Annotated in this window: 24 protein-coding genes; 18 read left to right on the top strand and 6 right to left on the bottom strand. The window is 68.0% G+C overall.

Annotated elements, in window-relative coordinates; genetic code table 11:
* Positions 1-3 precede the first annotated feature (3 nt).
* The 6 genes from pcaF to P8934_RS01405 all read left to right on the top strand — a co-directional run bounded on the left by pcaF (position 4) and on the right by P8934_RS01405 (position 6061).
* The gene (pcaF, locus tag P8934_RS01380; protein ID WP_278032567.1) at positions 4-1206 is read left to right on the top strand and encodes a 3-oxoadipyl-CoA thiolase; all 1203 of its coding nucleotides are present in this window, start codon (positions 4-6) and stop codon (positions 1204-1206) included.
* Between the two features lie 72 nt (positions 1207-1278).
* Positions 1279-2109, top strand: coding sequence for a 3-keto-5-aminohexanoate cleavage protein (locus tag P8934_RS01385; RefSeq protein WP_278032568.1), 831 nt, complete (start codon positions 1279-1281; stop codon positions 2107-2109).
* Between the two features lie 102 nt (positions 2110-2211).
* Positions 2212-3390, top strand: coding sequence for an alpha/beta fold hydrolase (locus tag P8934_RS01390; RefSeq protein ID WP_278032569.1), 1179 nt, complete (start codon positions 2212-2214; stop codon positions 3388-3390).
* Between the two features lie 136 nt (positions 3391-3526).
* Positions 3527-4453, top strand: a complete 927-nt coding sequence (gene pcaQ / locus P8934_RS01395) for a pca operon transcription factor PcaQ (RefSeq protein ID WP_278032570.1) — start codon at positions 3527-3529, stop codon at positions 4451-4453.
* Positions 4454-4550: 97 nt separating this feature from the next.
* Positions 4551-5291: a protocatechuate 3,4-dioxygenase subunit beta gene (gene pcaH, locus P8934_RS01400; RefSeq protein ID WP_347403457.1), complete on the top strand. Its 741-nt coding sequence runs from the start codon at positions 4551-4553 to the stop codon at positions 5289-5291.
* 77 nt (positions 5292-5368) lie between these two features.
* Positions 5369-6061, top strand: a complete 693-nt coding sequence (locus P8934_RS01405) for a protocatechuate 3,4-dioxygenase subunit alpha (protein WP_278032572.1) — start codon at positions 5369-5371, stop codon at positions 6059-6061.
* 115 nt (positions 6062-6176) lie between these two features.
* Here the strand turns inward: P8934_RS01405 and P8934_RS01410 are convergent, their stop codons facing one another.
* On the bottom strand, positions 6177-7886 hold the full coding sequence (locus P8934_RS01410; protein WP_278032573.1) for a sigma-54-dependent Fis family transcriptional regulator: 1710 nt from the start codon (positions 7884-7886) through the stop codon (positions 6177-6179).
* 346 nt (positions 7887-8232) lie between these two features.
* Between P8934_RS01410 and P8934_RS01415 the strand changes: the two genes are divergently transcribed.
* The 6 genes from P8934_RS01415 to P8934_RS01440 all read left to right on the top strand — a co-directional run bounded on the left by P8934_RS01415 (position 8233) and on the right by P8934_RS01440 (position 14430).
* Positions 8233-8622, top strand: coding sequence for a cytochrome c (locus P8934_RS01415; protein ID WP_278032574.1), 390 nt, complete (start codon positions 8233-8235; stop codon positions 8620-8622).
* A 4-nt stretch (positions 8623-8626) separates the two neighbouring features.
* Positions 8627-9172: a hypothetical protein gene (locus P8934_RS01420; RefSeq protein WP_278032575.1), complete on the top strand. Its 546-nt coding sequence runs from the start codon at positions 8627-8629 to the stop codon at positions 9170-9172.
* 32 nt (positions 9173-9204) lie between these two features.
* Entirely contained in the window at positions 9205-10755 is a 1551-nt protein-coding gene (locus P8934_RS01425; RefSeq protein WP_278032576.1) for an FAD-binding oxidoreductase, read from the top strand.
* 35 nt (positions 10756-10790) lie between these two features.
* Positions 10791-12257 (top strand): aldehyde dehydrogenase family protein, encoded by a 1467-nt coding sequence (locus P8934_RS01430; RefSeq protein WP_278032577.1) that lies wholly within the window; start codon positions 10791-10793, stop codon positions 12255-12257.
* A gap of 70 nt (positions 12258-12327) precedes the next feature.
* A complete protein-coding gene (locus P8934_RS01435; RefSeq protein WP_278032578.1) occupies positions 12328-13236 on the top strand; it encodes a transporter in 909 nt (302 codons plus the stop codon).
* 105 nt (positions 13237-13341) lie between these two features.
* Positions 13342-14430: an NAD(P)-dependent alcohol dehydrogenase gene (locus P8934_RS01440; RefSeq protein ID WP_278032579.1), complete on the top strand. Its 1089-nt coding sequence runs from the start codon at positions 13342-13344 to the stop codon at positions 14428-14430.
* Between the two features lie 136 nt (positions 14431-14566).
* Here the strand turns inward: P8934_RS01440 and P8934_RS01445 are convergent, their stop codons facing one another.
* Genes P8934_RS01445 through P8934_RS01455 form a run of 3 tightly spaced genes read right to left on the bottom strand, consistent with a single transcriptional unit; the run spans position 14567 to position 17552 of the window.
* Entirely contained in the window at positions 14567-15865 is a 1299-nt protein-coding gene (locus P8934_RS01445) for an amidohydrolase (protein ID WP_278032580.1), read from the bottom strand.
* An 18-nt stretch (positions 15866-15883) separates the two neighbouring features.
* Entirely contained in the window at positions 15884-17347 is a 1464-nt protein-coding gene (locus tag P8934_RS01450) for a sodium:solute symporter family protein (RefSeq protein ID WP_278032581.1), read from the bottom strand.
* The gene (locus P8934_RS01455; RefSeq protein WP_278032582.1) at positions 17340-17552 is read right to left on the bottom strand and encodes a hypothetical protein; all 213 of its coding nucleotides are present in this window, start codon (positions 17550-17552) and stop codon (positions 17340-17342) included. Before P8934_RS01455 ends, P8934_RS01450 begins: the two co-directional genes overlap by 8 nt.
* A gap of 159 nt (positions 17553-17711) precedes the next feature.
* Between P8934_RS01455 and P8934_RS01460 the strand changes: the two genes are divergently transcribed.
* The 3 genes from P8934_RS01460 to P8934_RS01470 all read left to right on the top strand — a co-directional run bounded on the left by P8934_RS01460 (position 17712) and on the right by P8934_RS01470 (position 19982).
* On the top strand, positions 17712-18635 hold the full coding sequence (locus tag P8934_RS01460) for a LysR family transcriptional regulator (protein WP_278032583.1): 924 nt from the start codon (positions 17712-17714) through the stop codon (positions 18633-18635).
* Positions 18636-18674: 39 nt separating this feature from the next.
* Entirely contained in the window at positions 18675-19484 is an 810-nt protein-coding gene (locus P8934_RS01465; protein WP_278032584.1) for a M48 family metallopeptidase, read from the top strand.
* Positions 19485-19577: 93 nt separating this feature from the next.
* On the top strand, positions 19578-19982 hold the full coding sequence (locus P8934_RS01470) for a nuclear transport factor 2 family protein (RefSeq protein WP_278032585.1): 405 nt from the start codon (positions 19578-19580) through the stop codon (positions 19980-19982).
* Between the two features lie 56 nt (positions 19983-20038).
* On the opposite strand, the gene P8934_RS01475 is transcribed toward P8934_RS01470, so the two are convergent.
* Entirely contained in the window at positions 20039-20944 is a 906-nt protein-coding gene (locus tag P8934_RS01475) for a LysR family transcriptional regulator (RefSeq protein WP_278032586.1), read from the bottom strand.
* A 211-nt stretch (positions 20945-21155) separates the two neighbouring features.
* Between P8934_RS01475 and salA the strand changes: the two genes are divergently transcribed.
* Both salA and P8934_RS01485 read left to right on the top strand, forming a co-directional pair.
* Complete coding sequence (salA, locus tag P8934_RS01480) at positions 21156-22475, top strand: salicylate 1-monooxygenase (protein ID WP_278032587.1); 1320 nt, start codon at positions 21156-21158, stop codon at positions 22473-22475.
* Positions 22476-22539: 64 nt separating this feature from the next.
* Positions 22540-23715, top strand: coding sequence for an ABC transporter substrate-binding protein (locus P8934_RS01485; RefSeq protein ID WP_278032588.1), 1176 nt, complete (start codon positions 22540-22542; stop codon positions 23713-23715).
* Between the two features lie 90 nt (positions 23716-23805).
* On the opposite strand, the gene P8934_RS01490 is transcribed toward P8934_RS01485, so the two are convergent.
* Entirely contained in the window at positions 23806-24276 is a 471-nt protein-coding gene (locus tag P8934_RS01490) for a MarR family transcriptional regulator (protein ID WP_278032589.1), read from the bottom strand.
* A 414-nt stretch (positions 24277-24690) separates the two neighbouring features.
* On the opposite strand from P8934_RS01490, the gene P8934_RS01495 reads away from it, so the two are divergent.
* Positions 24691-26586 carry an FAD-dependent monooxygenase gene (locus P8934_RS01495; protein ID WP_278032590.1) on the top strand — a complete coding sequence of 632 codons (1896 nt, stop codon included), beginning with the start codon at positions 24691-24693 and terminating at the stop codon, positions 26584-26586.
* Positions 26587-26711 lie beyond the last annotated feature (125 nt).

Raw genomic sequence — 26711 nt, forward strand, 5'->3', positions numbered from 1 at the left:
CCCATGAGCGACGTATTCCTCTGTCATCCGCGGCGCAGCGCCGTGGGCCGCTTCGGCGGCACCCTGGCAAGCGTGCGCCCCGACGATCTCGCCGCCAGCATCTTCAAGGCAGTGCTGAATGATGCCCCGGGGCTCGACCCGGCGGCCATCGACGATGTCTTCATGGGCTGCGCCAATCAGGCCGGCGAGGACAACCGCAGCGTGGCGCGCATGTCGCTGCTGCTCGCCGGCCTGCCGACCTCCGTGCCCGGCACCACGCTGAACCGCCTGTGCGGCTCCGGGATGGACGCGGTGGGCACCGCCTTCCGTGCCATCAAGGCCGGCGAGATGGAACTGGCCCTGGCCGGCGGCGTGGAGTCCATGTCCCGTGCGCCCTACGTGATGGGCAAGGCCGACAGCGCCTTCTCACGCGGCCAGAAGATCGAGGACACCACCATCGGCTGGCGCTTCATCAACCCGCTGATGAAGAAGGCCTACGGCGTCGAGTCGATGCCCGAGACCGCCGAGAACGTGGCCGAGCAGTTCTCGATCTCCCGCGAGGACCAGGACGCCTTCGCCCTGCGCTCCCAGCAGAAGGCCGCCGCCGCCCAGCAGGCCGGCCGCTTTGCCGAGGAGATCACCGCCATCGAGATCCCGCGCCGCAAGCAGGAACCGCTGATCTTCGACCAGGACGAGCACCTGCGCGAGACCACCCTCGAGAAGCTCGCCGGCCTGCCCACCCCCTTCCGCGAGGGCGGCAGCGTCACCGCCGGCAATGCCTCGGGGGTCAACGACGGCGCCGCCGCCATGCTGGTGGCAAGTCGAGAAGCGGTCGATAAGCACGGCCTGACACCCATGGCGAAGATCCTCGGCATGGCCACCGCCGGGGTCGAGCCGCGCATCATGGGGGTTGGCCCGGTGCCGGCAGTGAACAAGCTGCTCGCGCGTACCGGCGTGTCGCTCGACGAGATCGACGTCATCGAACTCAACGAGGCCTTCGCCGCCCAGGCACTCGCCTGCATGCGCGACCTCGGCCTCGAGGATGACGACCCGCGGGTCAACCCCAACGGCGGCGCCATCGCCCTGGGCCATCCGCTGGGCATGTCCGGCGCCCGCCTGCTGCTGACCGCCGCCCATGAGCTGCACAAGAGCGGCAAGCGCTACGCCCTGTGCACCATGTGCGTGGGCGTGGGGCAGGGCATCGCCACCCTGATCGAGCGGGCCTAGGCGCCTGCGGCACCGACCTTGAGATTCCTTCATACCCTCCACAACAGCCCCTGGGCATAACGCGAGGTTCCCATGTCAAATCCCTGCATTATCTGCGTTGCCATCACCGGCAGCCTGCCACGCAAAGAGAACAACCCGGCGGTTCCGATCACCATCGAGGAGCAGATCGAGAGCACCCAGGCGGCCTTCGAGGCCGGCGCGACCATTGCGCACTGCCATGTCCGCAACGACGACCAGACCCCGACCTCGGATCCCGAGAAGTTCGCCCGTCTGCTCGAGGGACTGCGCAAGCACTGTCCGGGGATGATCGTCCAGCTCTCCACCGGCGGCCGCTCCGGCGCCGACCGTGAGCGCGGCGGCATGCTACCGCTGAAGCCCGACATGGCCAGCCTGTCGGTGGGGTCCAACAACTTCCCCACGCGCGTCTACGAGAATTCCCCCGACCTGGTGGACTGGCTCGCCTCCGAGATGCTGACCTATGACATCAAGCCCGAGATCGAGGCCTTCGACCTGTCGCATATCCATCAGGCGGTGAACCTGATGAAGCAGGGCAAGATCAAGGCGCCGCTCTACGTCCAGTTCGTGATGGGCGTGAAGAACGCCATGCCGGCCGACAAGCCGACCTTTGACTTCTACATCGAGACCCTCGAACGCCTGGCGCCGGGTTCCCAGTGGTGCGGGGCTGGTGTCGGCGCCAACCAGCTCAAGCTCAATGAGTGGTCGATCGCCGCCGGAGGCCATACGCGCACCGGCCTCGAAGACAACGTCCGCTGGGACAAGGATAGCCTGGCCCCCTCCAACGCCGCCCTGGTCGAGCGTGTCGCCCAGCTGTGCGAGAAGTACGAGCGCCCGGTGGCCAGCTGGCAACAGGCCCGCCAGATCCTGGGGCTCGAGGCTGTCTGACGGCTCGCCATCGGGTCCATGTCGGGGCCACTGACGGGCGATATGGACCGCCGTCGAGGGGGCAACATTGAATTTTGACGTACGGAGTCAGGAGAGACTTCCATGGCATTTCTGAACATCAACGGACGCAGCGTCGCCTATCGCCTGCTCGGCGCCGAGGCCAACCCCCTGGTGGTGCTGGCGCACCCGCTGGGCATGAGCCAGGCGGTGTGGGACGACGTGCTGCCGGCGCTGCTGCCGCGTTACCGCGTACTGACCTGGGACCTGCCCGGCCACGGCGCCAGCCAGGCCTGGGGCGAGGGGGCGATCACCCCGGCCGACCTGGCAAGCGAAGCCCTCGCCCTGGCCGACCACGCCGGCGCCGGCCGCTTCCACTTCGCCGGTACCTCCATCGGTGGCGTCGTGGGCCAGCAACTGGTCAGCGAGCACGGCGAGCGGCTGCTCAGCGCCACCCTGACCAACACCGGGGCGGTGATCGGCAACGCCGAGTTGTGGAACACCCGCGCCGGCCGCGTGCGCCAGGAGGGCCTGGTGGCGATGTCCGAGGAGATCGTGCCGCGCTGGTTCGCCCCCGCCTGCTTCGAGGCCGAGCCGGCCCTGAAGGCGGGCTGGTGCACCCAGATGGGCCGGGGCGACGATGACGCCTATGCGCTGCTGTGCGAGATGCTGGGTCGCGATACCTTCACGGGGAAACTCTCGGGGAAGGGCGTCAAGGTGCAGCTCTTCGGCGGCAGCGAGGACCTGGCGACCCCGCCGGCGACCCTGGAGGCCCTGGCCGCCGAACTCGACGGTGCCCCTCTGGAGATCCTCGAGGGCGTCGGCCACGTGCCCTCCATGGAGGTGCCGGGCCTGTTCGCCGAGAAGCTGCTGGCGGTGATGGCGGTGGACCTGGGCGACGTGGCCAACCAGGGCGTGGCCTACGCCACCGGCCTCGAGACCCGCCAGCAGGTGCTGGGCGAGGAGCACGTGGCGCGTTCCACCGCGAAGGCCACCCGCCTGGATGCGCCCTTCCAGCAGATGATCACCCGCCTGGCCTGGGGCGAGCTGTGGAGCAATGACGACCTGACCCGTCGCGAGCGCAGCATGATCACCACCGGCATCCTCGCCGCCCTGGGGCGCGAGGAGCTGACCCTGCACCTCAAGACCGCCAGGCGCATCGGGCTCTCCGAGGCGGAGCTGCGCCAGGTCCTGATGCATGTGGCCATCTATGGCGGCGTGCCGGCGGCCAACCATGCCTTCTCGCTGGCCAAGGAGCTGGGCTGGGGATCCGGCGAGGCCTGATCCTGCCGCGGACGTTGGCGAGGGCGCTGAAGCCCACGCCACTATGGCAAGATACGAAGCCGGCCGAAGGGCCGGCTTCGTCTTTTTGGCTATGGCGAGTCGGCGGCGGTTCGCCCCGCGCCAACGGGAGGTCCGAATGCTCAATGCTCGTATCAAGCTGCGCCACCTCCAGGCCTTCCTGGAGGTAGCCCGCCAGCGCAGCTTCGCGCGTGCCGCCGAGCGCCTGGCGATCACCCAGCCGGGCATGTCCAAGACCATCAAGGAGCTCGAGGATATCCTCGGCACCGCGCTCTTCGAGCGGACCTCCCGAGGGGTGGCGCTCACCCAGGCCGGCCTGACCCTGCTGCGCCACGCCGGCCCGGCGATCCGCGCCCTGGAGGAGGGCGTCAGCGCCCTGGGCGAGGCCCATGCCGCGGTGCGCTGGCTCAGGGTAGGGGCGCTCTCCACGGTGGAGAGCCACCTGCTGCCCGAGGCGATCCGGCGCTGGCAGCAGGCCGAGGCCGGCGAGGCCGGTGTCAACGTGGTGACCGGGCCCAGTGCCTTCCTGCTCTCCCGACTGCGCCGGGGGGAGCTGGACCTGGTGGTGGGGCGCATGACCGAGGCCCGTGAGATCCGCGACCTGGCCTTCGAGCACCTCTACTACGAGCGCCTTGTCCTGGTGGTGAGGGCAGGGCACCCGCTGGCCGGGGTCGAGCCCCTCGAGCCCCACCGTCTGGGGGACTACCCCTGGGTGCTGCCACCGCCCCGGACCACGCTGCGCCAGCAGGTCGACAGCTTCTGCGTGCGCCACTCGCTGCGCCTGCCGGGGCGTCAGCTGGAGACCCTGTCGCTGCCGTTGAGCCAGCGCTACACCCTGGAGAGCGACGCCGTCTGGGTGGCGCCGGAAGAGGCGGTGCGCGACGCCCTGCTCGAGGGCCGGCTGGTCGAGCTGGCCCTGCCGCTTGAGCAGCAGGGTGGCTCGGTGGGGCTCTGCACCAACGCCAGCCTGGCGCCGTCGCTGGCCCTGGAGGGGTTCTGCGAGACGCTGAGGGAGGTGGCGGCGAATCTGGTGGGTGGCAGGTAAGGCATAACCCCTGGGTTATGCGAGGCGATGAAGACGTCAATTGGCAGGCCATCGGTAGGGCGCCACACTAGCCGGGATCCATACCCCCGGGAGACGAATCGACATGCAGGACGAGAGCAAGCGCTTCGTGGAGCGCGACCGCAACTGGCATCCGCCGGCCTATGCGCCCGGCTACAAGACCTCCGTGGCCCGCTCCCCGCGCCAGGCGCTGGTCAGCATGCAGCATGCCACCGCCTCCGAGCTCACTGGCCCGGCGTTCCGCGGCCTGCGCATGGGCCCCCACGACAACGACCTGCTGCTCAACTTTCGCCAGGATCCGAGCCAGGAGCAGGGGCTGCCGGTGGGGGAGCGCATCATCATGTTCGGTCGCGTGGTCGACCAGTTCGGCAAGCCGGTGCCCCACACCCTGGTGGAGATGTGGCAGGCCAACGCCGGCGGCCGCTATCGCCACCGCAACGACAACTACCTGGCGCCGCTGGATCCCAACTTCGGCGGTGTGGGGCGTTGCCTGACCGACGAGGCGGGCTGGTACCGCTTTCGCACCATCAAGCCGGGTCCCTATCCCTGGCCCAACGACGTGAACAGCTGGCGTCCCTCGCACATCCACGTCTCGGTGATGGGCCCGGCGATCTCCACCCGCCTGATCACCCAGATGTACTTCGAGGGCGATCCGCTGATCCCGCTGTGCCCCATCGTCAACACCCTCAAGGATCCCGACGCCGTCGAGACCATGATCGGTCGCCTGGACATGGCGCGCAGCCGGCCCATGGACTGCCTGGCCTACCGCTTCGACCTGGTCGTGCGCGGCGAACTGCAGACCTATTTCGAAAACCAGTAACCGGTTTGAAAACCAGTGATCGGTTCGAGAACCAGTGATCGGTTCGAGAACCAGTGACAGGACGGGGTAACCAGACCATGAAACAGCCCAATTCCCAGCCCGCCAGCGAGCTGATGCTGCGCGAGACCGCCTCCCAGACCGCCGGGCCCTACGTGCACATCGGCCTGGCCCTGGCCGCCGCCGGCAACCCGACCCGCGACGAGGAGATCTGGAACGAGATGGCCCGTCCCGAGGCCGAGGGCGAGCACATCGAGATCGTCGGTACCGTGATCGACGGCAACGGCGACCTGGTGCGCGACGCCTTCCTCGAGGCCTGGCAGGCGGACAGCAAGGGGGGCTACCAGCGCGAGTACGACCTCGAGAAGCCGTTCAACAGCTTCGGGCGCACCGCCACCACCTTCGAGCACGGCAGCGAGTGGACCCTCAAGACCGTCAAGCCGGGTCGCGTGCGGGTGGATGGCATCGACGAGGCGCACGGTGCCATCGATGACAAGGAGAACGACCTGGCGAGTGCCCGCAGCGCCCTGCTGATGGCCCCGCATATCAACCTGACCCTCTTCGCCCGCGGCATCAATATCCACCTCCAGACCCGCCTCTACTTCGAGGACGAGGCCGAGGCGAATGCCGAGTGCCCGGTGCTCTCGCGCATCGAGTCACCGGCCCGCCGAGAGACCCTGATCGCCCGGCGCGAGGAGGCCGACGGCAAGGTGCGCTATCGCTTCGATATCCGCCTGCAGGGCGAGGGCGAGACGGTCTTCTTTGATTTCTAGACGCTTCGAGGTCTGACCAGCGCTCACTCCAGTGCGAGGCCCCGCCATCCCGAGGGGGATGGCGGGGCATTCTGCGTTGCCTGGGGTGATCCCCTCGCTGCCATACGGCCTGGCCCTACCGCATGCCGTGCTTCTTGAGCCGGTAGGCGTAGGCGGCGCGGGTCATGCCCAGGCGGCGGGCGGCAGCGGTGATGTTGCCGTCGCTGTCGGCCTGGGCGGTCTCGAGCATGGTGCGCTCGACCTCCTCTAGGGTCATGCCGGCCTCGATCAGCGCACGGACCCGCTCCCGCGGTGACGCCTCGTCGGGTGCGCCACCCGGCGAGGCGGTGAGCATGCCCGAGGCATCGAGGCCCTGGCCCTTCTCGCGCGCCAGGGTGGGGACCCGATAGTCGCCAAACAGCGCCTTCTCGGTGATGCGCTTGTGGTCGGCGGTGAGGATGACCCCCCGCTCGACGCTGTTCTTGAGCTCGCGGATGTTGCCCGGCCAGCGGTACTGGCTCAAGGCCGAGCGGGCCTGGTCGGAGAAGCCCAGGGTGCGGCGCTGGTAGTGGTGCTCGAAGCGTGACAGGAAGTGTTCCGCCAGGGTGGCGATGTCCTCGCGTCGCTCGCGAAGGGGCGGCACGGTCAGGGTGAAGGCGTTCAGGCGGTAGAAGAGGTCCTGTCGGAAGCTGCCCTCCTCGACGCGTCGCAGCAGGTCGGTATGGGTGGCGGCCACGATGCGCACGTCCACGTCCTGCACCGCCTGGGCGCCGACCCGCTCGATCTGCTGCTCCTGCAGCACCCGCAGCAGGGCGGCCTGGGCACGCGGCGAGAGCTCCGCGAGCTCGTCCAGGAACAGGGTACCGCCGTCGGCCCGCTCGAAGCGTCCCATCCGCGACTGCACGGCGCCCGTGTAGGCCCCCTTCTCGACGCCGAACAGTTCCGATTCGATCAGCTCCGGCGGGATGGCCGCACAGTTGACGGCGATGAAGGGGCCCTCGGCACGGTGGCTCTGGTCGTGCAGGCGCCGGGCCAGGATCTCCTTGCCGGTACCGGTCTCGCCCAGCAGCAGCACGGGGACCTCGGAGGGCGCCGCGCTGTCGAGCATGGCGAGCATCTCCTGGAAGGCCGGCGTCGAGCCGATGGGCGCCCAGTCCTCCTGGCCGCGGGTGCGGGCCAGGTCCCCCTCCAGGGTGGCGATGCGTGCCTGCAGCTCGTAGAGCTCATCGATCAGCGGCTCCTCGCGGAAGTGCTCGGCGAAGGCCTCATGGTCCGGCCACTCCTCGGCCAGCTTGCCGACGATGCGGCACTCGGCCTCCCCGCAGCCGCGACAGCTGACCTCGCGGAACTGAACCTCGCGGCCCAGCAGGTGGCTGGCATAGGCGCAGGCGTACCCCAGCAGGGTCCAGCAGACGGGCTCGGCCTGGGGGCCTCGCGGGCGCCAGACATCGACCTCGAAGGAGCCCTTCCAGATGAACTCGCTATAGAACCAGTCGTTCTTCAGGTCCATCTCCAGATGCACCGGGACCGCCTGGACATGGCCCTGCAGGGCATGCAGCTGGGGGCCCGCCAGGTAGCTCTCCTCCAGTGCCTCGTCGTCTCCCCTGAGTGACCTGCCGAGCTCCGCATCCATCAGTCCCGAATGGTATCCCAGTCGCATGAAGAGCCCGCGGGCACGTTCCATGCCCAGGGTGGTCACCAGCTCGTTGCGGAAGAAGGACGAGGCCGCCAGCGGCATCAGCAGCATGCGTTGCTCGCCGAGCCAGATCTGGCCCTCCTCCGGCAGGAAGCGCAGGGCATCCATGAGGTCGCGGGCACTGGGGTAGTCGGGGGGTGAGGCGGACATGACGTCTTCCAGCTGTCGCGGATCAAGGCCAGAGGATATCACCCCGTCCGGAGGAGAGGGGCAAGGACCCCCGTCAGGGTGACGGCAGGGCTTCACCATTTGCGCAGGGGGTCACCAAATGGTTGAGCCATAGTATCGAACAGGTGTCCGAAATCCGGACAATCCGGTGCCGGGAACTCGCCTAGTGCCTTGATGACAAGGTTTTTTCCGATAACGGCATGGTTCTTGACAGTTAAATGACGTGGAGCACGATGCTAACTTCTTGATTTATACCAAAGTCCAAGGCGTTGGTGTTGGTGTGCTCCGAAGGCGACATGCCCTTGACGAACAGACGGGTGACACTGACATGCACAACACAACAAGGGTGCCTTGCCGGCACCTCCCCTCGCTCAGGCTCAAGCCCCTTGCCCTGCTCGGGGCCCTGCTGCTCCCGGCGGCGGCCTCGGCAGCCCCCGACAGCGCGCCGGACGTTCGCGACCCCGCCGAGATGTACCGCCAGGTCTGTGCCCACTGCCACGCCCCGGACAAGGCCGTCGGCCCCGAGATCACCATCGCCTTCCCCGAGGCGGCCTGGGAGGCCCGTGGCAACTACATCCGCATGACCGTGCGCAACGGCCGGGCCGCCATGCCGGCCTTCCGTGCGGCCAAGATCAGTGACCCCGAGCTGGAGGCGCTGATCCAGGCCCTGGTCAGCGGAGAGCTGGACGACGCGCCCGCCCAGGGCGGCGAGGAGTGACGCCATGAACCTGACACGTCGACAACTGCTGAAGAACGGCCTGCTGCTGGGCTCCGCGGTGCCGCTCTCCCTGGGGGCCGCCTGGGCCGCGGAGCGCGGCCTCGCCGATGCCCCGGTGCATGGCCCGATCCGCCTCTACGGGGCCGACCGCTCGACCACCGAGCTGGGGCTGGGGCTGCGCCAGCAGGGCTGGGCACCGCGCTACGAGGGCCGCCTCGACCCGCTGGCGCTCAACGCTCTGCCTGCCGGCACCCTGGCGACCGGCTTTACCGACGAGGCGGGCCTGGTGCTGCTCACCAGCCTGCTGGCCGGGCGCGGCCGCGTGCTGGCCCTGGGCCGCCACGAGGCGGGACGCCACCAGTTGCTGAGCCATCGCGGCCCGCTGGCGGCGCCGCTGGCGGTGGAGACCGGCAGCTGGCAGGCCGCGCTGGGGCGCGAATATGCCCGACTGGCGCTGGCGGATGGCCATGGTCGCCACTCCCGGGAGGCCAGGCGCCCCGCCGGAGAGGCCACGAGTGCCACCGAGCTGAGCTTCCTGGTTCGGCTCTGAGCCCCTGATCACAACAATCGAGAGACCCATCCATGAGCACGACACAGCGCATTCTTCCCAAGGGCGTGAGTGAGGCGGACTTCGATGCCGCCCTGGCCCGTTTTCGCGAGATCCTCGGCGCCGACAGTGTCCTGACCGAGAGCGACCAACTCGCGCCCTATACCAAGATCATGATGGCCGGCGACGACGCGGACTACATCCCCTCGGCGGCACTGCTGCCCACCACCACCGAGCAGGTGCAGGGGATCGTGCGCACCTGCAACGAGTACAAGGTGCCGATCTGGACCATCTCCACCGGCAAGAACCTGGGCTACGGCTCCGCCGCCCCGGGGGAGACCGGCCAGGTAATGCTCGACATGCACCGCATGAACCGGATCCTCGACGTGGATGCCGAGGTCTGCACGGCGCTGCTCGAGCCCGGCGTGACCTACCAGCAGCTCTACGACTACATCAAGGAGCACGACCTCAAGCTGTGGCTCGACCCCCCCGCGCCCTCGGCGATCGCAGGACCGGTGGGCAACACCCTGGACCGCGGCGTCGGTTACACCCCCTACGGCGAGCACTTCATGTTCCAGTGCGGCATGGAGGTGGTGCTGGCCAACGGCGAAGTGGTGCGCACCGGCATGGGGGGCATCGAGAACTCCAGCTCCTGGCAAGTGTTCAAGTGGGGCTATGGCCCCTACATCGATGGCCTCTTCACCCAGTCCAACTACGGCATCGTCACCAAGATGGGCCTCTGGCTGATGCCGGAGCCGCCCGCCTATCGTCCCTTCCTGATCCAGTACCAGGATCCCGAGGACATCGAGGAGATCGTCGACGTGCTGCGCCCGCTGCGCATCGCCCAGATCATCCCCAACGCCGTGGTGATCGTGCATACCCTCTGGGATGCCGGCACCCACGTGGTACGCAAGGAGTACTACGACGGTAGCGACTCCATCCCGCGAGAGGCCATCGAGCGCATCAAGGCCGATGAAGGCATCGGCGAGTGGAACGTCTATGCGGCGCTCTACGGCACCCCGGAGCAGATCGAGGTTAACTGGAAGATCGTCGAGCAGGCCTTCGGGGCGAGCGGCAAGGCGAAGATCATGTATGGCGAGGAGGCCGAGAAGCGGGGCGGTGGCTTCGAGTATCGCTCGGCGCTGATGAAGGGCGACATGAACCTGCAGGAGTTCGGCCTCTACAACTGGCGCGGGGGCGGTGGCTCCATGTGGTTCGCGCCGGTCTCCCAGGCCAAGGGCAGCGAGACCAGGGACCAGACCGAACTGGCCCAGCAGATCCTCGGCAAGTACGGCTTCGACTATGTCGCCGAGTACATCGTCGGCTGGCGCGACATGCACCACGTCATCGACCTGCTCTACAACCGCCAGGACCCGGAGGAGACCCAGCGGGCCCATGACTGCTTCGCCGAGCTGATCGACGAGTTCGCCAAGCGCGGCTACGGGCTCTACCGCACCAACACCGAGTTCATGGAACAGGTCGCCGGCACCTTCGGCGAGCCACTGCGCGAGGTGCACAAGACCCTGAAGAATGCCCTGGACCCCAATGGCATCCTGTCGCCCGGCAAGTCCGGCATTCGCCAGTAACCCTCGGTCCGCGATATCCCAGAGGAGAGTGACCCATGAGTACTGCATACCGCGATTTCCACCTCCAGCCCATCGCCGGCGAGTGGCGCGAGGGCGGCAGCGAACGCCGTGCCAAGGTGACCAACCCCTTTGATGGCAGTGCACTGCTCGATATCCGCTTGGCGGATCGCAGCGACCTGGACGCCGCCTTCCTGGCGGCCGAGAAGGCCCAGGCCGAGTGGGCGGCGACCCCGCCGGCCGAGCGCAGCGCCCTGCTGCAGCGGGTGGTGGAGATCTTCGACGCCCGCAAGGAGGAGATCATCGACTGGCTGATCCGCGAGTCGGGCAGCACCCGCCTCAAGGCCAACGTCGAGTGGGGTGCGGCCCGCGGCATCACCCAGGAGGCCGCCAGCATGCCGGGCCGCGTCCATGGCATGACCCTGGCTTCCAACGTGCCGGGCAAGGAGAACCGCGTCTACCGCAAGCCGCTGGGGGTGGTGGGGGTGATCAGCCCCTGGAACTTCCCGCTGCACCTCTCCCAGCGCTCCATCGCCCCGGCGCTGGCGCTGGGCAACGCCGTGGTGGTCAAGCCGGCCAGCGACACCCCGGTCACCGGCGGCCTGCTGCTGGCCAAGGTCTTCGAGGAGGCCGGGCTGCCCAAGGGGCTGCTCAGCGTGGTGGTGGGTGCCGGCAGCGAGATAGGCGACGCCTTCGTGGAGCACCGCGTGCCGCGGATGGTCTCCTTCACCGGCTCGACCCCGGTGGGGCGGCGCATCGGCGGGATCTGCAGTGGCGGCGAGCATATCAAGAAGGTGGCCCTGGAACTGGGCGGCAACAGCCCCTTCGTGGTGCTCGACGATGCCGACCTCGACCAGGCGGTAAACGCCGCGGCAATGGGCAAGTTCCTGCACCAGGGCCAGATCTGCATGGCCATCAACCGCATCATCGTCGACGAACGCAGCTATGACGACTTCGTTGCGCGCTTCGTGGAGAAGGTCAAGGGGCTCCGTGTCGGCAACCCGAACGACATGGAAACGGTGGTCGGGCCGATTATCAACGCCAGGCAGCGCGAGGGTCTGGAGGCCAAGATCGCCACGGCCCGGCAGGAGGGCGCAACCGTGCTGCTCGACGGCGAGATCCAGGGTCAGTTGGTGCCGCCGCACGTATTCGGCGACGTCACCCCGGAGATGGAGATCAGTCGCGAGGAGATCTTTGGCCCGCTGGTCGGCATCCAGAAGGCCCGCGACGAGGCCCATGCCCTGACGCTTGCCAATGCCAGCGAGTATGGCCTCTCCAGCGCGGTGTTTACCGCCGACCTGGCGCGAGGCGCACGCTTCGCCCAGGGCATCAAGGCGGGCATGACCCATGTGAACGACATGCCGGTCAACGACGAGGCCCACGTGCCCTTCGGCGGCGAGAAAAACTCCGGCCTCGGCCGCTTCAACGGCGACTGGGCCATCGAGGAGTTCACCACCGACCAGTGGATCAGCGTCCAGCATTCGCCGCGCGCCTACCCGTTCTAAGCACGACCGACGGCCCTGCCACCCCTCGCCATGGGATGGCAGGGCGAGACAACAAGAGAGACAACACCCGATGAAGACTCCGACAACTGCCTGGCTGGCCGCCCTGGGCGCCAGCCTCGCCGCCACGCCCGCACTCGCCATCAACGGCCATTACGTTCCAGGCATCGAGGGGCTGAGCGCTGCCGCCGCCCCACCCGAAGGCCTCTACTACCGGGGCTACCTGATGCACTACGACATCGACAGCTTCCGCGATGCCAGAGGCGACGCCGCACCCGGGCGTAACACTGGGTCGGTCAACGCCTGGGCCCATCGCGTCATCTGGATGACCGGTCAGCAGTTCCTGGGGGCCGACTACGGGGTCGAGGCGATCGTGCCCATGCTCGATACCGAGCTCGACCTCGATGTCGCCGGCGGCCAGCGCTTCGAGGACGACGGCCTCGGCGACGTCTTCGTCGGCCCGGTGATCCTCGGCTGGCACGGCGAACAGTGGGACGCCACCTTCGCCGCCGGCCACTGGTTCGACACCGCCGACTTCGAGGCCGACAACCCGGCCTCGGTGGGCAAGGGCTATGGCACCACCATGCTCACCCTGGGCGGCATGTGGCACCTCGATGCCGAGCGGCGCTGGAACGTCTCGGCGCTGTCGCGCTACGAGATCAAGACCGAGCAGGACGACACCCGCATCACGCCGGGGGACAGCTGGCTGCTGGAGTGGGGCCTCGGCCACCGCCTGGAAAACGGCCTGGAGCTGGGCCTGGTGGGCTATGACGCCTGGCAGCTCGAGGCCGATGACGGCGCGGCGACCAGCGCCAAGGCCGAACGCCACGCCATCGGCGTCGAGGCGGGCTACCTCTGGCCCACGGCCGGGGTGATGCTCAAGGGCGCCGTCTACCACGAGTACGATGCCGAGGCGGGAGGACTGAAGGGGCTCGAGAGCGAGGGCGATACCTTCCGCCTGCAGTTCACCAAGTTCCTGTGACCGCTCCCGGCGGCTGCGGTATGGCCTGCCGGAAGGAAAACAGGCGTTCTACCGTCCCCGCTCGGCCATTGGCCGGGCGGGGGCCTTCGAGGAAGGAGAGTATCCATGCAGATTCAAGCGGCCGTGACCCCGGCGCAGGGGAGTGACTTCGCGTGGCAGGCGGTGGAGCTTGCCGAGCCCGCCCTGGGCGAGATCCGCGTGCGCATCTTGGCCACTGGGGTGTGCCATACCGATGCCGTGGCCAGGGACCTCGGCATCGCGCCCTTTCCCATCGTGCTGGGTCACGAGGGCGCCGGGGTGGTCGAGGCCCTCGGTGAGGGTGTGACGGGACTCGAGGTGGGCGACCATGTGGTACTGTCGTTTGCCCACTGCGGCAGCTGTGGCCACTGCCTGACCGGCCATCCCACCGTCTGCGACACCTTCAACGAGCTCAACTTCGGCGGCGCCATGGACGACGGCGGCCACCGCCTGGCACTTGACGGCGAGGCGCTGGCGACCTTCTTCGGCCAGTCGTCGTTTGCCAGCCACGTCGTGGTCAGCGCGCGCAACGCGGTAAAGGTGGACCCCGAGGTGGACCTTGCGCTGCTCGGCCCGCTGGGCTGTGGCATCCAGACCGGCGCGGGGACCGTGCTCAACCGGCTCAAGCCGGACTTCGGGTCGAGCCTGGTGGTCTACGGCTGCGGCGCGGTGGGGCTCTCCGCCATCATGGCGGCCAGCATCGCCGGCTGCCGGCACATCATCGCGGTCGATGTCCACGACAGCCGCCTCGCGCTGGCCCGGGAGCTGGGTGCCACCCATGCCCTCAACGGCAAGCACGAAGCCGTGGTCGAACGTATCCGGGAGATCACCGGCGGCGGCAGCGAGTTCGCGGTGGAGACCACCGGGGTACCGGCAGTGGTGCGCCAGTCGCTGCAGGCGCTGCGCCCGCTGGGTGTCTCGGCGATCGTCGGCGTCACCCCCGAGGTGACCCTGGACGTGCACCACGACCTGATGGCCGAGGGCAAGTCGATGATCGGGGTGATCGAGGGCGACTCCGTGCCGCGGGTCTTCATCCCGCAGCTGGTGGCCTACTACAAGGCGGGGCGCTTCCCCTTCGACAGGCTGGTGAAGTTCTATGCGCCGGAGCAGATCAACCAGGCCTTCGAGGACTCGAAGAACGGCACCACCGTCAAGCCGGTGCTGAAGATCGACTGACCCGTATCGAGACCGGGTGGCAGGTGCATCGGGGCCCCCCACGGCCGGCGCCCGACAGCCCACCCGCAATGAAGGGGGCGGCATCCCGGGATGCCGCCCCCTTTCCGTTCTGCAGGACGTCGCCGTCCGAGCGAGGCTACCCCAGGTAGGCGAGTACCCCGGCGGCCATGGCCTCGATCCCGGTGCGCAGCGTGATCTCGTTGCCCGGGAAGTAGTAGGGCGAGTGGGGCATCTCCAGGTGGCGCATCTTCTCCGCCACGCTCGTCCCCGGCGTCTCCACCCAGCGTGATTCTGGCGTCGCGCCGATAAACCAGTAGACATAGGGGATGTCCTCGCCGCCGAAGCCGCCCGCCTCGGCGCTGCCGAAGAACGGGAAGTCCTCGCTGCCGTTGAGGCGCGGCATGGCGTAGAGGTTGGCCTCGCCGAAGTGCTCGATGTGGGCCCGGCGCACCCGCTCGACCGTTGCCGGGTCGTTGTGCAGGGCGAGGGTCTCGTTGAGCACGCGGAATTCCGGCGGCGTCGGGGAGCGGCCGGCCTCGCACTCGGCGCGAATGATACGCTCGATACCTTCCACCACCTGGCGGTGCAGGGCGTTGTCGAAGCTGCGGATATTGATCTCGAGCTCGGCCGAGTGGGGGATGACGTTGGCCTGGGTGCCGGCGTGCAGCTTGCCGACGGTCACCACCACGGTCTCATCCGGCGGCACCTCGCGGGAGACGATGGTCTGCAGGCGGGTGACCACATGGGCGGCGATCACCACCGGGTCCACCGTCTGGGCCGGCATGGAGCCGTGACCGCCGGCGCCGTGGATCGTCACGGCCAGGTTGGTGCAGGCGGCCATGGCACTGCCGGGGCGATGGCCAACGGTGCCGGCCAGCGCCGGCATGTTGTGCTGGCCGAGGATGACATCGGGCCGGGCGAAGCGGGTGTAGAGGCCGTCATCGAGCATGGCCCTGGCCCCGCCGAAGATCTCCTCGGCAGGCTGGCAGATCAGCATCAGGGTGCCGGACCAGTGTTCCCGAAGTCCGGCCATCACCGCGGCGGCCCCCACCACGCAGCTGCTGTGCAGGTCATGGCCGCAGGCATGCATCAGCGGCACGGTGCCGCTCTCGGTCTCGGCCGTGCGGGTGCTGGCAAACTCAAGCCCGGTGTCCTCCTTGATGGGCAGGGCGTCCATGTCGCCGCGCAGCATCACCGTGGGGCCGTCGCCGTTCTCGAGCAGGGCCACCACGCCGGTGCCGCCCACGCCGCGGGTCACCTCATAGCCCAGCGTTTCCAGGGCGTCGGCGAGGCGGGCGCTGGTCTCATGCTCCTGAAAGGGCAGCTCGGGATGCTGGTGAATCTGGCGGTACAGCGCCTGAACTTGCTCGAGGGTCGCCTCCACCTGGGCGCCAATGGCGCCCTTGAGATCCGGCATATTGGTTTGCGTCGTCATTGTGGTCTCCATGGCGATTCAGTGGCTCGAGGTGTCGGGCACGCGAAGGCCGTTGTGCGAGGCATGGCTCAGTTGCTGCCAGGCGGCGACCGCCGCCACGTTGAGCAGCATGGCCCAGACCCCGGCGTGCCAACCCAGCGGCGAGCTCCAGACGAACTCCATCAGCAGGAAGGCCAGGCTGCCGATCAGTGCACCCGCCATCACACTGGCGCGGCGCAGCCGTGGCAGGAACAGCGCGCCGATCACCATCGGGAACAGCTGGATGATCACGCCGTAGGCGGTGAGCAGGATCATCACCAGCGAGCCGGGGTTGAGCAGCGCGATCAGGTAGGCCGCCAGCGACAGCCCCAGCACGCTCCAGCGCGTCACGCTGACCGTGGTCTTCTCGCTGGCACCCTTCATCACGGTGGGGCCCATCACGTCACGCACCAGCACGATGGCGGCGGTGTGGGCGAGGTTGGCCCCGGTGGACATGGCGGCTGCCAGGGCGCCGGAGAGCATCAGGCCGATGACCCAGGGCGAGAAGTTGGCCACCTCCATCACCATCTTCAGCAGCACGGTATCGGCGCGCTCCAGCGGCGAATCGGCGAAGGCCAGGATGCCGGCAAAGCCGATGAACAGCAGTGGCACCAGCAGGTAGGCGTAGAGGGGGTAGAAGACGCTGACCTTGCGCAGGGTCTTGCCGCTGTCCGCCGAGTAAAACTTCATGAACAGGTGCGGCCACATGGCGCCGCCGAAGGCGCTGACCAGCACGGCGGTGCTGAAGTAGCCCCAGCCCATGCCGGTGGCCCCGGGCATGGTCAGGTACTCCGGTGCCTGCTGCTGGAGCTGGGTGAACATCTCCCCCACGCCGCCGTAGAGGCGCTCGGAGATGGCCAGTCCCAGGAACCAGGCGATGGCGATCATCATCACGCCTTGTACCAGGTTGGTCCAGCCGATCCCGCTCAGGCCGCTGCAGAACACGTAGGCGGCCACCACCACGAAGGCCAGCAGCCCACCCAGCCAGAAGGGCACCATGCCGTCGGTCGCGGCCTGGAACAGCAGGCCGGCGCCGGCGATCTGGATGGTCAGGTAGGGCACTAGGGCGACCACGCCGATGATGCCGGCCAGCATGCCGAGCGGCTTGCTGCGGTAATGGTCGGCGATCATGTCGCCCTGGGTCAGGTAGCCCCGCTCGCGGCCCAGCTTGGCCACCCGCGGGCCCAACGCCCAGATGGTGATCGGCACCAGCGACAGGTAGGCGAGGATATAGAAGGCCGGCGCGCCGTGCTGGTAGGCCCAGCCCGGCGTGCCGAGGAAGGCGAAGGCGGAGAAGATCTCGGCGCCCAGGATGAAGAACAGGATCACTACGCCCACGTGGCGGCCGCCAGCGACATACCCTTCCAGGCTGGAGCTCGACTGGCCGCGGGCGCGCAGGCCCACTACCAGCACCATGATCAGGTAGACGAGCGTAATGCCGATGATGATCACGGAATCACTCATGGCGGCCACCTCCGTGACGAACGACGAAGGCGATCCACATGCCGGCGAAGAGCACCAGCATCCACAGGGCGTACCAGAACAACAGGAAGGGCAGGCCCAGCACGATGGGCTCGATACGGTTGGCGATCAGGGCGCCGGGCCAGATCATGGCCAGGGTGCACACCGCAAAGTGCAACCCCGTCAGCAGGTGGTAGGTCTTGGTCATGGGAGAGTCCAGCTCGCCGGGGGCGAGTCTTGTTGTGGGTTGTCCCTGGACTATGGAGCGCCTTGCTCGATAGAAAAAATATAGGTTTGGCATTGCTGGTATGCCGTGATGATATGGCTAGAGTGAGATAACCCCCACTCGGATGAGGCGAGAGGCCCCGTGGAATTCCGACAACTCAGCTATTTCATTGCCGTTGCGGAGACCGGTTCCATCTCCGCGGCCAGCCGCCGGGTGCACGTCGCCCAGCCGGCACTGACCCGGCAGGTTCGACTATTGGAGGAGGACCTGGGCATCCGGCTGCTGGAGCGCCATGCCCGCGGGGTCAGCCTGACGGTGGCCGGCCAGGCGCTCTTTGAGGAGGCCGTCCAGCTGCTCGACCGGCGCACCCAGATCCGGACGCGACTCACCTCGCTGGGCCAGGGGCTGATCGGCAAGGTCAGCCTGGGGGTCACGGTGACCCATCTCTGGGTGCCGGAAGTGGCAGCGCTGTTGAGACACTATCGCGATCGCTACCCCAGGGTCGCCTTCGAGGTCTTCCCGCTGCTCTCGGGGCCCCAGCTTGAGCGGCTGCGGGACGGCACCCTGGACGCCGGCATCCTCTACCTGGACAGCGCCGACCAGCCGGGCCTGGAGACCCGCCTGCTGCAGCACGACCACCTGATGCTGGCCGTACCCGAGGCCTCGCGCTGGTCGTCCTCGCCGCCGAGCCGTCTGAGCGAACTGAAGGAAGCCGACTTCGTATGGGGCTTTCGCAGCGTCTCGCCGGTCTACTACGACCGCGTGATGGCCCACTTCGCCCGCCTCGACTTCGAGCCGCGGGTGGTCCAGTACGGCGCCGACAACATCACCATCCTCAGCATGGTGGCGGCAGGGCTGGGCGTGGCCATCGTGCCCTCGGCGAGCAGCGCCCATCCCATGCCCGGCATCCGTTTCCTGCATCTGGCAGAGCTCACTGCCTGCGACATGCCGCTGTGGATGGCTTGGCGGTCGAACAACGACGCGCCGGCCCTCCACAACCTGGTCGGCCTCGTCGAGGAGCTGTTCGGGGAGGAGGGCGTTTCCTCCCCTGGCCTGGCGGGCTAGGCTGGCCTGCCTGGCACGACTGACGAGAAGGATGAGGTGATGCGCCTGCGCTGCCGGTTTCGCCTTTTATGTTTGATTCCGTTCCTGCTGTCCCTGGTGCTGCTGGCCGGCTGCGAGGAGACCCCGACCGGCCGCTCCCAGTTGGCCCTGGTGCCGGATACCTTGATGGCCAGGATGGGTGGGGATGCCTTCGACCAGCTGCGTCAGCGCCAGCCGGTGTCACGCGACGCGGCCGTCAACCGCCGGGTGCAGTGCGTGGCCCGGGCGGTGGTAGCCGCCGCCGAGGCGCGCTACCCGGCCGCCGACCGGCCCGAGGCCTGGGAGGTGGTGGTCTTCGAGGACCCGTCCCCCAACGCCTTCGCCCTGCCGGGTGGGCGCATCGGCGTGCATACCGGCCTCTTGCGGGTGGCCGAGACCCCGGCCCAGCTGGCGGCGGTGATCGGGCACGAGGTGGGGCATGTGCTGGCCGACCACGGCAATGAGCGCCTCACCCAGCAGCTCGGCATCAAGGCCGTGCTGTTGCTGGTGGGTCTCTTCGGCGAGGGTGAGCTGGGCCAGCAGCAACTGATGCAGGCCCTGGGCCTCGGCGCCCGGCTCGGCATCAGCCTGCCGTTCAGCCGCACCCACGAGGAGGAGGCTGACCTGATGGGCCTGGCGATCATGTCGCGCGCGGGCTTCGACCCGCAAGCGAGCGTGGCGCTGTGGCGCAACATGGCGGAAGCCGGCGGTGGCCAGCCGCCCGAATTCCTCTCCACCCATCCGGCCCACGGCTCGCGCATCGAGGCGCTGCAACAGGCCATGGAGGAAGCCATGGTGACCTATCGGGTTGCCACCCCGGCGGACTGCTAAGGGTAGCCGGAGCAGGATCTTGCCGATGATCCTGGCGGGAATGATGGCCGATGTGTTCGTATAAACCTTCTGGATACCACGAGGAGAGACGCCTTGAACACTGCAATGTCTGCTGAGACCACCCCTGACTACGATGAGATCGTCCGCGTCGTTCAGCTGTATGTGGATGGCTTTCAAGGGGGCATCAACAAGCTTGAGGAAGCCTTCCATGAGGACGCCTGGATTTTTGCCATCGATGCGGAAGGGGAGCTTGGCAAAGGCCTGGTCAGCGACCGTTTCGAGCGTTGGGCAGCCAGCCGCAGGCCGGTCAGGGGGCGCGTCATTCAGGTGACCCAGGCCGGCCAAGTCGCCAGCGTACTGCTCGGCTTCGACAACACGGAAGAGTTGGCCGACTCTTGGGTGGATGTGCTGGCGCTACTCAAGCTTGGCGGCACCTGGAAGATCACCCACAAGAGCGCCGTCCACAGCAGTCGGGCAGCTTGGGCGAAACCGCAATAGTCTGGCTGTCCCCTTTGCGGCAGGAGTGCTATCTGGTTGGCGCTTCAGCCGTCCTGCTATTCCACGAACATCTCGAACAGCAGGCTGCGCAGCCAGCGATTGCCGGCATCCTGATGGAAGCGGCGGTGCCAGAAGACCTTGATGGGGATCTCGGGGAAGGGCAGGGGATGCTCGCGCATCGTCAGCGCGAAGCGCTGGCGGGTCACCTCGGCCAACTTGTCGGTGACCGTCACCACCAGGTCGGTATCGCTGATGATATAGGGCACGGCGGCGAAGTGGGGCAGCTCGAGGCGGACCGGCCGGGTGACCCCGGCCCTGGCCAGCGACTCCTCGACGATGCCGTGCCCGGTGCCGCGGGCCACCACCACGGCATGGCGGGCCGCGACGAAGGGGTCCAGGCCGAAGTCGCCGCTCGCCAGGGGGTGGTCGCGGCGCATCAGGCAGACATAGCGCTGAACGAAGAGTCCCTGCTGGTAGAAGCCAGCGCCGAGTTGGGGGATCAGGCCAACCGCCAGGTCGATCCGGCCATCCTCCATCTCCCGCTTAAGGTCCTCGTTCTGGCTGCGTACGGTGCTCAGCCGGATGCCGGGCGCCTGCTCGGCCAGGCGCTGCAGCAGGCGGGGCAGGAAGACGATCTCGCCGATGTCGGTCATGGCGATGTTGAAGGTGCGCTCGCTGACGGCGGGATCGAAGTCGTCCGGCCGGTTGAGGGCTTCCTGCAGATGGGCCAGGGCCTGGGCCACCGGCGGGTGCAGCCGGCTGGCCAGCGGCGTCGGCATCAGGCCCCGCGAGGTGCGCTCGAAGAGCTCGTCGCCCAGCAGCTTGCGTAGCCGTTTCAGGGCATGGCTCACCGCCGGCTGGGTAATGCCCAGGCGCAGGGCCACCCGCTGGGTGTTCTGCTCCTGGTAGAGCAGGTCGAAGACCACCAGCAAGTTCGTGTCGATCTCCGAGAGCCGGATCATGGGCGCTTTCCGTGCCCCCGGCGCGCGGGCAGGCCGCGTCGCGCGGCATGGGACAAAGGTCTATGCTGCTGCCCGGGGAGACTGGCAAGTGATTGATCCATCTGCTTATTCGCGTCGCTTATGCGGTGAATGAAGGCGGCTGTGTGGCCGCTGTCCGGCCCGGGGCATAGCGTGAGGCAACCCCCACGACACCCCCTGGCTGGAGACACACATGGTATCCGACAACCACGACACGCGCCTTTTCATCGGCATCGTCGGCGGTGGCATCGGCGGCGTTGCCCTGGCCGTTGCCCTCTCGCGCGCACCGGGCCTCGAGGTACGGTTGTTCGAGGCCGCGGAGCAGTTCTCGGAAATCGGCGCCGGCGTCTCCTTCGGGCCCAATGCAGTCCGGGCGATCACGCTGCTCGGCCTGGAGGCCTCCTACCGGCGCATCGCCGACGCCTCTCCCGCGCCCTTCGAGGATGTCTGGTTCGAATGGCGCCGCTGGCATGACGACGCCTACCTGACCGCCACCCTGGCACCCGGCTGCGGCCAGTCCTCGGTCCACCGGGCCGACTTCCTGGAGGCGATCGTCGAGAACCTGCCCGAGGGAATCGCCCGCTTCGGCAAGCGCTGCGTGGCGGTCGAGCAGGATGGCGAGGGCGCCACCGCGCACTTCGCCGACGGCAGCACCTTCACCGGCGATATCCTGATCGGCTTCGACGGCATCAAGTCGGCGGTGCGTGACCATGTGCTGCCGCCTGAGCAGCATGAGGGCCTCGGCCCCTTCTGGAGCGGCACCTACGCCTATCGCGGCATGATTCCCACCGCGCAGCTCGAGGCCGCCATGGAAGCCAGAGGCGCCGACACGCACCTGGCGCGAGTGCCGCAGATGTACCTGGGGCCGGACCGCCACCTCCTGACATTCCCGGTGAAGCAGTCCGAGCTGGTCAACGTGGTGGCCTTCTTCACCGACCGCTCCACCCCGGCTCCCCGACTGCCCGAGGGCGAGGCGTGGGTCAATGCCGTGACCCAGGAGGAGATGCAAGGCGTCTTCGACGGCTGGGGGGCGGCCACCCAGGCCATCCTGGCGTGCATCCCCGAGCCCACGCGCTGGGTCCTGCACGAGCTTCCCGAGCTGCCGCGCTACCGTCGCGGCCGGGTGCTGGTCGTGGGCGATGCCGCCCATGCCATGGTGCCCCACCAGGGCGCGGGCGCCGGCCAGGCGCTGGAGGATGCCTACGTGCTGGCCGGCCTGCTGAGCGATGCGGCCTGCGACCGGCACAGCGCCGAGCAGGCGCTGGCGGCCTTCGAGGCGGTCCGCCACACGCGTACCTGCAAGGTGCAGCGCACCTCCCATGAGGCAGGAGAGGTGTACGAGTTCGCCGGTGTCGGCATCGGTGCCGATGAAACCCGGCTGATCGAGAACCTGGAGACCCGCTACGACTGGCTGTGGCACCACCACCCGCAGGACGACGTGGCCGAGGCACGCCGCCGGCTGGGCTGGGAGGAGCATGCCGGCTCGAGAGTGCCGGAAGCACGGCGGGCCTGAACGGCCCTGTAGGCAGCGAGATACCCCCATAACGACAACACTCCCGACGAGAGACGAAGGCACCATGATGAAGACCCGCAATACGCTCATGACCTCACTGCTGGGGGCCGGCCTGCTGCTGGCCGGGCAGTCAGCCCTGGCCGAGGATGTCGAGCCCGTGACGCTCGGCCTGATGCTGCCCTATACCGGCACCTATGCGGCCCTGGGCGAGGCCATCACCAATGGCCTGAAGCTCGCCATCGAGCAGAACGGCGGCCAGATCGGCGGCCGCGACGTCGAGTACGTGGAACTCGACTCTGAGGCCAATCCCTCCAAGGCGCCCCAGAACATGAGCCGCCTGGTCAAGGGCGATGGTGTCGACGTCGTCATCGGCCCGGTGCATTCCGGCGTCGCCATGGGCATGCTGCGGGTCGCCAGGCAGACCGGCGCCATCACCATCATCCCCAATGCCGGCCTGGAAGCGGCCACCAACCAGCTGTGCATGCCCAATGTCTTTCGTACCTCCCACAACATGTGGCAGGACAGCTATCCCATGGGCAAGGTGGCCTTCGCGCGCGGCCACCGCCGGGTGGTGACCATCACCTGGGACTACGCCGGTGGCAAGGAGGACCTGGCCGCCTTCGAGAACGCCTTCAGCGAGGAGGGCGGCGAGATCGTCGAGCAGATCCTGGTGCCCTTCCCGAGCACCGAGTTCCAGAGCTACCTGACGCAGATCGCCAGCCTCAAGCCGGATGCCGTCTACACCTTCTTCGCCGGCGGCGGCGGTGTGAGCTTCGTGCGCGACTACGCCGCCGCCGGCCTCAAGGAGAGCATCCCGCTGCTGGGCTCGGGCTTCATGACCGAGGGCAATCTCGCGGCACTGGGTGACGCCGGGGAGGGGGTGCTGACCACCCTGCACTATGCCGAGACGCTGGACAGCGACGAGAACCGGGCCTTTGTCTCGGCCTATGAAGCGGCCTACGGCGAAACGCCCGACGCCTATGCGGTGCATGGCTTCGATACCGGCGCCATGCTGGCCCAGGCTCTCGAGGCGGTGGGAGGTGACACCGCGGACCGCGACGCCCTGATCCAGGCGCTGGCCGAGGTGGAGCTGCAGAGCCCGCGGGGACCGCTGCGCTTCTCGGCGTCCCACCACCCTATCCAGAACATCTACCTGCGCGAAATCCAGGACGGCAGGCACGAGGTCGTCGACGTCGCCCATGAACAGCTGGAGGCGCCGGACGGCGACTGCCAGATGTGAGGGCCCCGCCTTGCCAGCACGAAAATGCGGCGGGCCCTTTGGCCCGCCGCATTTTCGTGTGCCACGCCAGCCTGGCATCTCCCGGTGGGCTTACCCCGCCTGGCGCACCGGCACGCGACTCAGGTGATTGTTCTCGTCGGCGACGCGAGTCAGCAGCCGGCACAGAGTCTCCCGCTCCTCCTCGCTCAGGGGGGCGAGGATCTCCTCCTGCACCTCGGCCACCTGCGGCTCGGCGTCGTGGCGAAGACGTTCGCCCTCCGCGGTCAGGGTAACCAGCATGGAGCGGCGATCCTCGGGGTTGCGGTGCCGGGTCACCAGGCCGCGCTCCTCCAGCTTGCGCACCACCACGGCCACGGTATTGCGATCCAGCGCCGTATGGCCGCCCAGGGTGATCTGGTCGATCGCCCCCTTCTCCTCGAGCGCACAGAGGAGGATGTACTGCAGCTGGGTCAGGTGGTAGGCCTCGCACTTGCGCAGGAAGATCGCGACGCTGATCTGGTGGCAGCGCCGAAGCAGGTTGCCGGGCAGCACACTGGCCTGGGTAAGCGGAATTCCGGTCATCGTCTCGTCATCTCGAGGGCGGGTGGCTGGCCGGGCAGGCAGTCGGCCCGGCATGGTGGACTAACTTAGCAGAGTGCACGGGCCCGGGCATCCGATGGCGATCCCGGGGCCGGGCGGGGCTAGCGGAAGACGCTGACCAGCCAGGGGTTGAAGATGATCGCCAGACAGACCCGTTCGGTCAGCCCGTGACAGGACCGCTGGGCCGGCGTGGGCAAGAGTCCCACCAGGGTGTCGAGGTCGCAGTGAGCCGCCTAGAAGACGGCACAGGGCGCCGGGTATTGGCGGAAAGTCGTATTGTTCGTCGCGATAATGATCACAATACTGATTACTATTGCCGTGGCGGATTGCCGCAGCGGACCCACCCCCTGATGGCTTATCAACAATGACCCGTGACAAGCGGGATGGAGCGAACAGATGCAGTACTTCCTCGACGGTTACCGCAGTGGCGACCCGCGGATCCAGCCCCTGGCCGAAGGACGCAGCGAGGCGCAGGGGCCGCTGCCTGAGGAGGTGGACGTGCTGATCGTCGGCACCGGCCCGGCCGGTCTGCTGCTGGCCGCCCAGCTCTCGACCTTCCCGGAGATCGTCACCCGCGTGGTGGAGAAGGCCGACGGGCCCCTCGAGGTGGGACGTGCCGACGGTGTCGCCTGCCGCACGGTCGAGATGTTCGAGGCCTTCGGCCTGGCCGAGCGGATGACCACCGAGGCCTACTGGATCAACGAGACCCACTTCTGGGGACCGGCCCCCGAGGACAAGTCGCGGATCGCCCGGCTCGGCCGCGTGCAGGACGTGCGTGACGGCCTCTCCGAGTTCCCCCACGTGATCGTCAACCAGGCCCGCCTGCTCGACTTCCTGCTGGAGTACATGCACAACTCCCCCAGCCGCCTGCAGGTCGACTACCGCCATGAGACCCTCGAGGTGGAGGTGCCCGAGGGGCCCGACGAGCGGGTCACGGTGCGGCTCAACTCGCCGGACGGTGAGAAGAGCGTCCGCGCCAGGTACGTGGTCGGCTGCGACGGCGCGCACAGCGTGGTGCGCGAGTCCATCGGTCGTGTGCCTCAGGGCCATGGCGAGGACAAGGCATGGGGCGTGATGGACGTGCTGGCGGTGACCGACTTCCCGGACATCCGCTTCAAGTGCACCATCCAGTCCGCCGAGGCGGGCAACATCCTGCTGATTCCCCGCGAGGGCGGCTACATGGTTCGCCTCTACGTCGACATGGGCAACATCGCCCCTGACGCTTGGCTGACCAAGGAGCAGGTGCTGGAGAAGGCCCAGGCGGTGCTGGCGCCCTACACGTTCGAGGTCAAGGAGACCGCCTGGTTCTCTGTCTACCGCGTCGGCCACCGGGTCACCGACAAGTTCGATGATGTCGATGATGACCAGCTGGAAAGCCGCACGCCGCGGGTCTTCATCGCCGGCGATGCCTGCCACACCCATACCGCCAAGGCCGGCCAGGGCATGAACGTGTCGATGCAGGACACCTTCAACCTCGGCTGGAAGCTGATCTCGGTGCTCGAGGGACGCAGCCCGGAAAGCCTCTTGCACACCTACAACGCCGAGCGTCACGTCATCGCCGAGAACCTCATCGAGATGGATACCCGCTGGTCGCGGGCGATCGGTGCCGCCCAGGACGCCGACGACCCCCAGGCCGCGATGAAGGGGCTGGCCGAGGTGCAGCGCCAGTTCGTCACCAACAGCGAGTTCACCGCGGGCTTCGCCACCCACTACACGCCGGACCTGCTTACCGGCGACGATCGCCACCTGCACCTGGCCACCGGCTTCCCGCCCGGGCGCCGCTTCCACTCGGCCGAGGTGATCCGACTCGGCGATGCCAAGCAGGTCCACCTGGGCCACGTCCATCGCGCCGATGGCCGCTGGCGGCTCTACGCCTTCGCCGACATGGTCGACCCGCGAAGCCCGGGCTCACGCTTCAGCGCCCTGATGGACTACCTGGCCAGCGACGTCTCGCCGATCCGCCGCTTCACCCCGCAGGGGGCCGATCCGGACGCGATTTTCGATGTCCACGGCATCATCCAGCAGTCGCACCTCGAGGTGGACTGGGCCGAGATGCACGATCTGCTCAAGCCGCACAAGGGAGCCCTCGGCCTGCAGGACTACCAGAAGGCCCACGCGCCGGTGCTGGGTACCGACCAGGACATCTTCGACCTGCGGGGCATCGACCGCGGCACCGGCGCGCTGGTGGTGGTACGCCCGGACCAGTATGTCTCCCTGGTGCTCCCGCTCGATGGCTTCGATGAACTCGACGCCTTCTTCTCCCGCTTCATGGTGGAGCCGAGCCGAGACTGAGGTAATCGCGCTTCACCCGCGATAAGGAGGGGTGGACCGGCATCTGCGGGTGCTGGTCCACCCCTTTTTTGTGGCATACCTGACCGTGCTGGCTTGACGCCAGCGACGGTCAGGCTCGAGCAAGG

Source organism: Halomonas sp. CKK8 (assembly GCF_029625235.1).
In the GTDB taxonomy this organism is placed as follows: domain Bacteria; phylum Pseudomonadota; class Gammaproteobacteria; order Pseudomonadales; family Halomonadaceae; genus Halomonas; species Halomonas ventosae.

Excerpts from the sequence above, each read along its gene's own strand:
- P8934_RS01465 (WP_278032584.1), top strand. The coding sequence starts at position 18,675 with ATGCGCCTGCGCTGCCGGTTTCGCCTTTTATGTTTGATTCCGTTCCTG.
- P8934_RS01415 (WP_278032574.1), top strand. The coding sequence starts at position 8,233 with ATGCACAACACAACAAGGGTGCCTTGCCGGCACCTCCCCTCGCTCAGG.
- P8934_RS01420 (WP_278032575.1), top strand. The coding sequence starts at position 8,627 with ATGAACCTGACACGTCGACAACTGCTGAAGAACGGCCTGCTGCTGGGC.
- P8934_RS01475 (WP_278032586.1), bottom strand. The coding sequence starts at position 20,944 with ATGATCCGGCTCTCGGAGATCGACACGAACTTGCTGGTGGTCTTCGAC.
- P8934_RS01425 (WP_278032576.1), top strand. The coding sequence starts at position 9,205 with ATGAGCACGACACAGCGCATTCTTCCCAAGGGCGTGAGTGAGGCGGAC.
- P8934_RS01450 (WP_278032581.1), bottom strand. The coding sequence starts at position 17,347 with ATGAGTGATTCCGTGATCATCATCGGCATTACGCTCGTCTACCTGATC.
- P8934_RS01390 (WP_278032569.1), top strand. The coding sequence starts at position 2,212 with ATGGCATTTCTGAACATCAACGGACGCAGCGTCGCCTATCGCCTGCTC.
- P8934_RS01405 (WP_278032572.1), top strand. The coding sequence starts at position 5,369 with ATGAAACAGCCCAATTCCCAGCCCGCCAGCGAGCTGATGCTGCGCGAG.
- P8934_RS01445 (WP_278032580.1), bottom strand. The coding sequence starts at position 15,865 with ATGACGACGCAAACCAATATGCCGGATCTCAAGGGCGCCATTGGCGCC.
- P8934_RS01440 (WP_278032579.1), top strand. The coding sequence starts at position 13,342 with ATGCAGATTCAAGCGGCCGTGACCCCGGCGCAGGGGAGTGACTTCGCG.
- pcaQ (WP_278032570.1), top strand. The coding sequence starts at position 3,527 with ATGCTCAATGCTCGTATCAAGCTGCGCCACCTCCAGGCCTTCCTGGAG.
- P8934_RS01485 (WP_278032588.1), top strand. The coding sequence starts at position 22,540 with ATGATGAAGACCCGCAATACGCTCATGACCTCACTGCTGGGGGCCGGC.
- P8934_RS01385 (WP_278032568.1), top strand. The coding sequence starts at position 1,279 with ATGTCAAATCCCTGCATTATCTGCGTTGCCATCACCGGCAGCCTGCCA.
- pcaF (WP_278032567.1), top strand. The coding sequence starts at position 4 with ATGAGCGACGTATTCCTCTGTCATCCGCGGCGCAGCGCCGTGGGCCGC.
- P8934_RS01430 (WP_278032577.1), top strand. The coding sequence starts at position 10,791 with ATGAGTACTGCATACCGCGATTTCCACCTCCAGCCCATCGCCGGCGAG.
- P8934_RS01455 (WP_278032582.1), bottom strand. The coding sequence starts at position 17,552 with ATGACCAAGACCTACCACCTGCTGACGGGGTTGCACTTTGCGGTGTGC.
- P8934_RS01495 (WP_278032590.1), top strand. The coding sequence starts at position 24,691 with ATGCAGTACTTCCTCGACGGTTACCGCAGTGGCGACCCGCGGATCCAG.
- salA (WP_278032587.1), top strand. The coding sequence starts at position 21,156 with ATGGTATCCGACAACCACGACACGCGCCTTTTCATCGGCATCGTCGGC.
- P8934_RS01435 (WP_278032578.1), top strand. The coding sequence starts at position 12,328 with ATGAAGACTCCGACAACTGCCTGGCTGGCCGCCCTGGGCGCCAGCCTC.
- P8934_RS01490 (WP_278032589.1), bottom strand. The coding sequence starts at position 24,276 with ATGACCGGAATTCCGCTTACCCAGGCCAGTGTGCTGCCCGGCAACCTG.
- P8934_RS01410 (WP_278032573.1), bottom strand. The coding sequence starts at position 7,886 with ATGTCCGCCTCACCCCCCGACTACCCCAGTGCCCGCGACCTCATGGAT.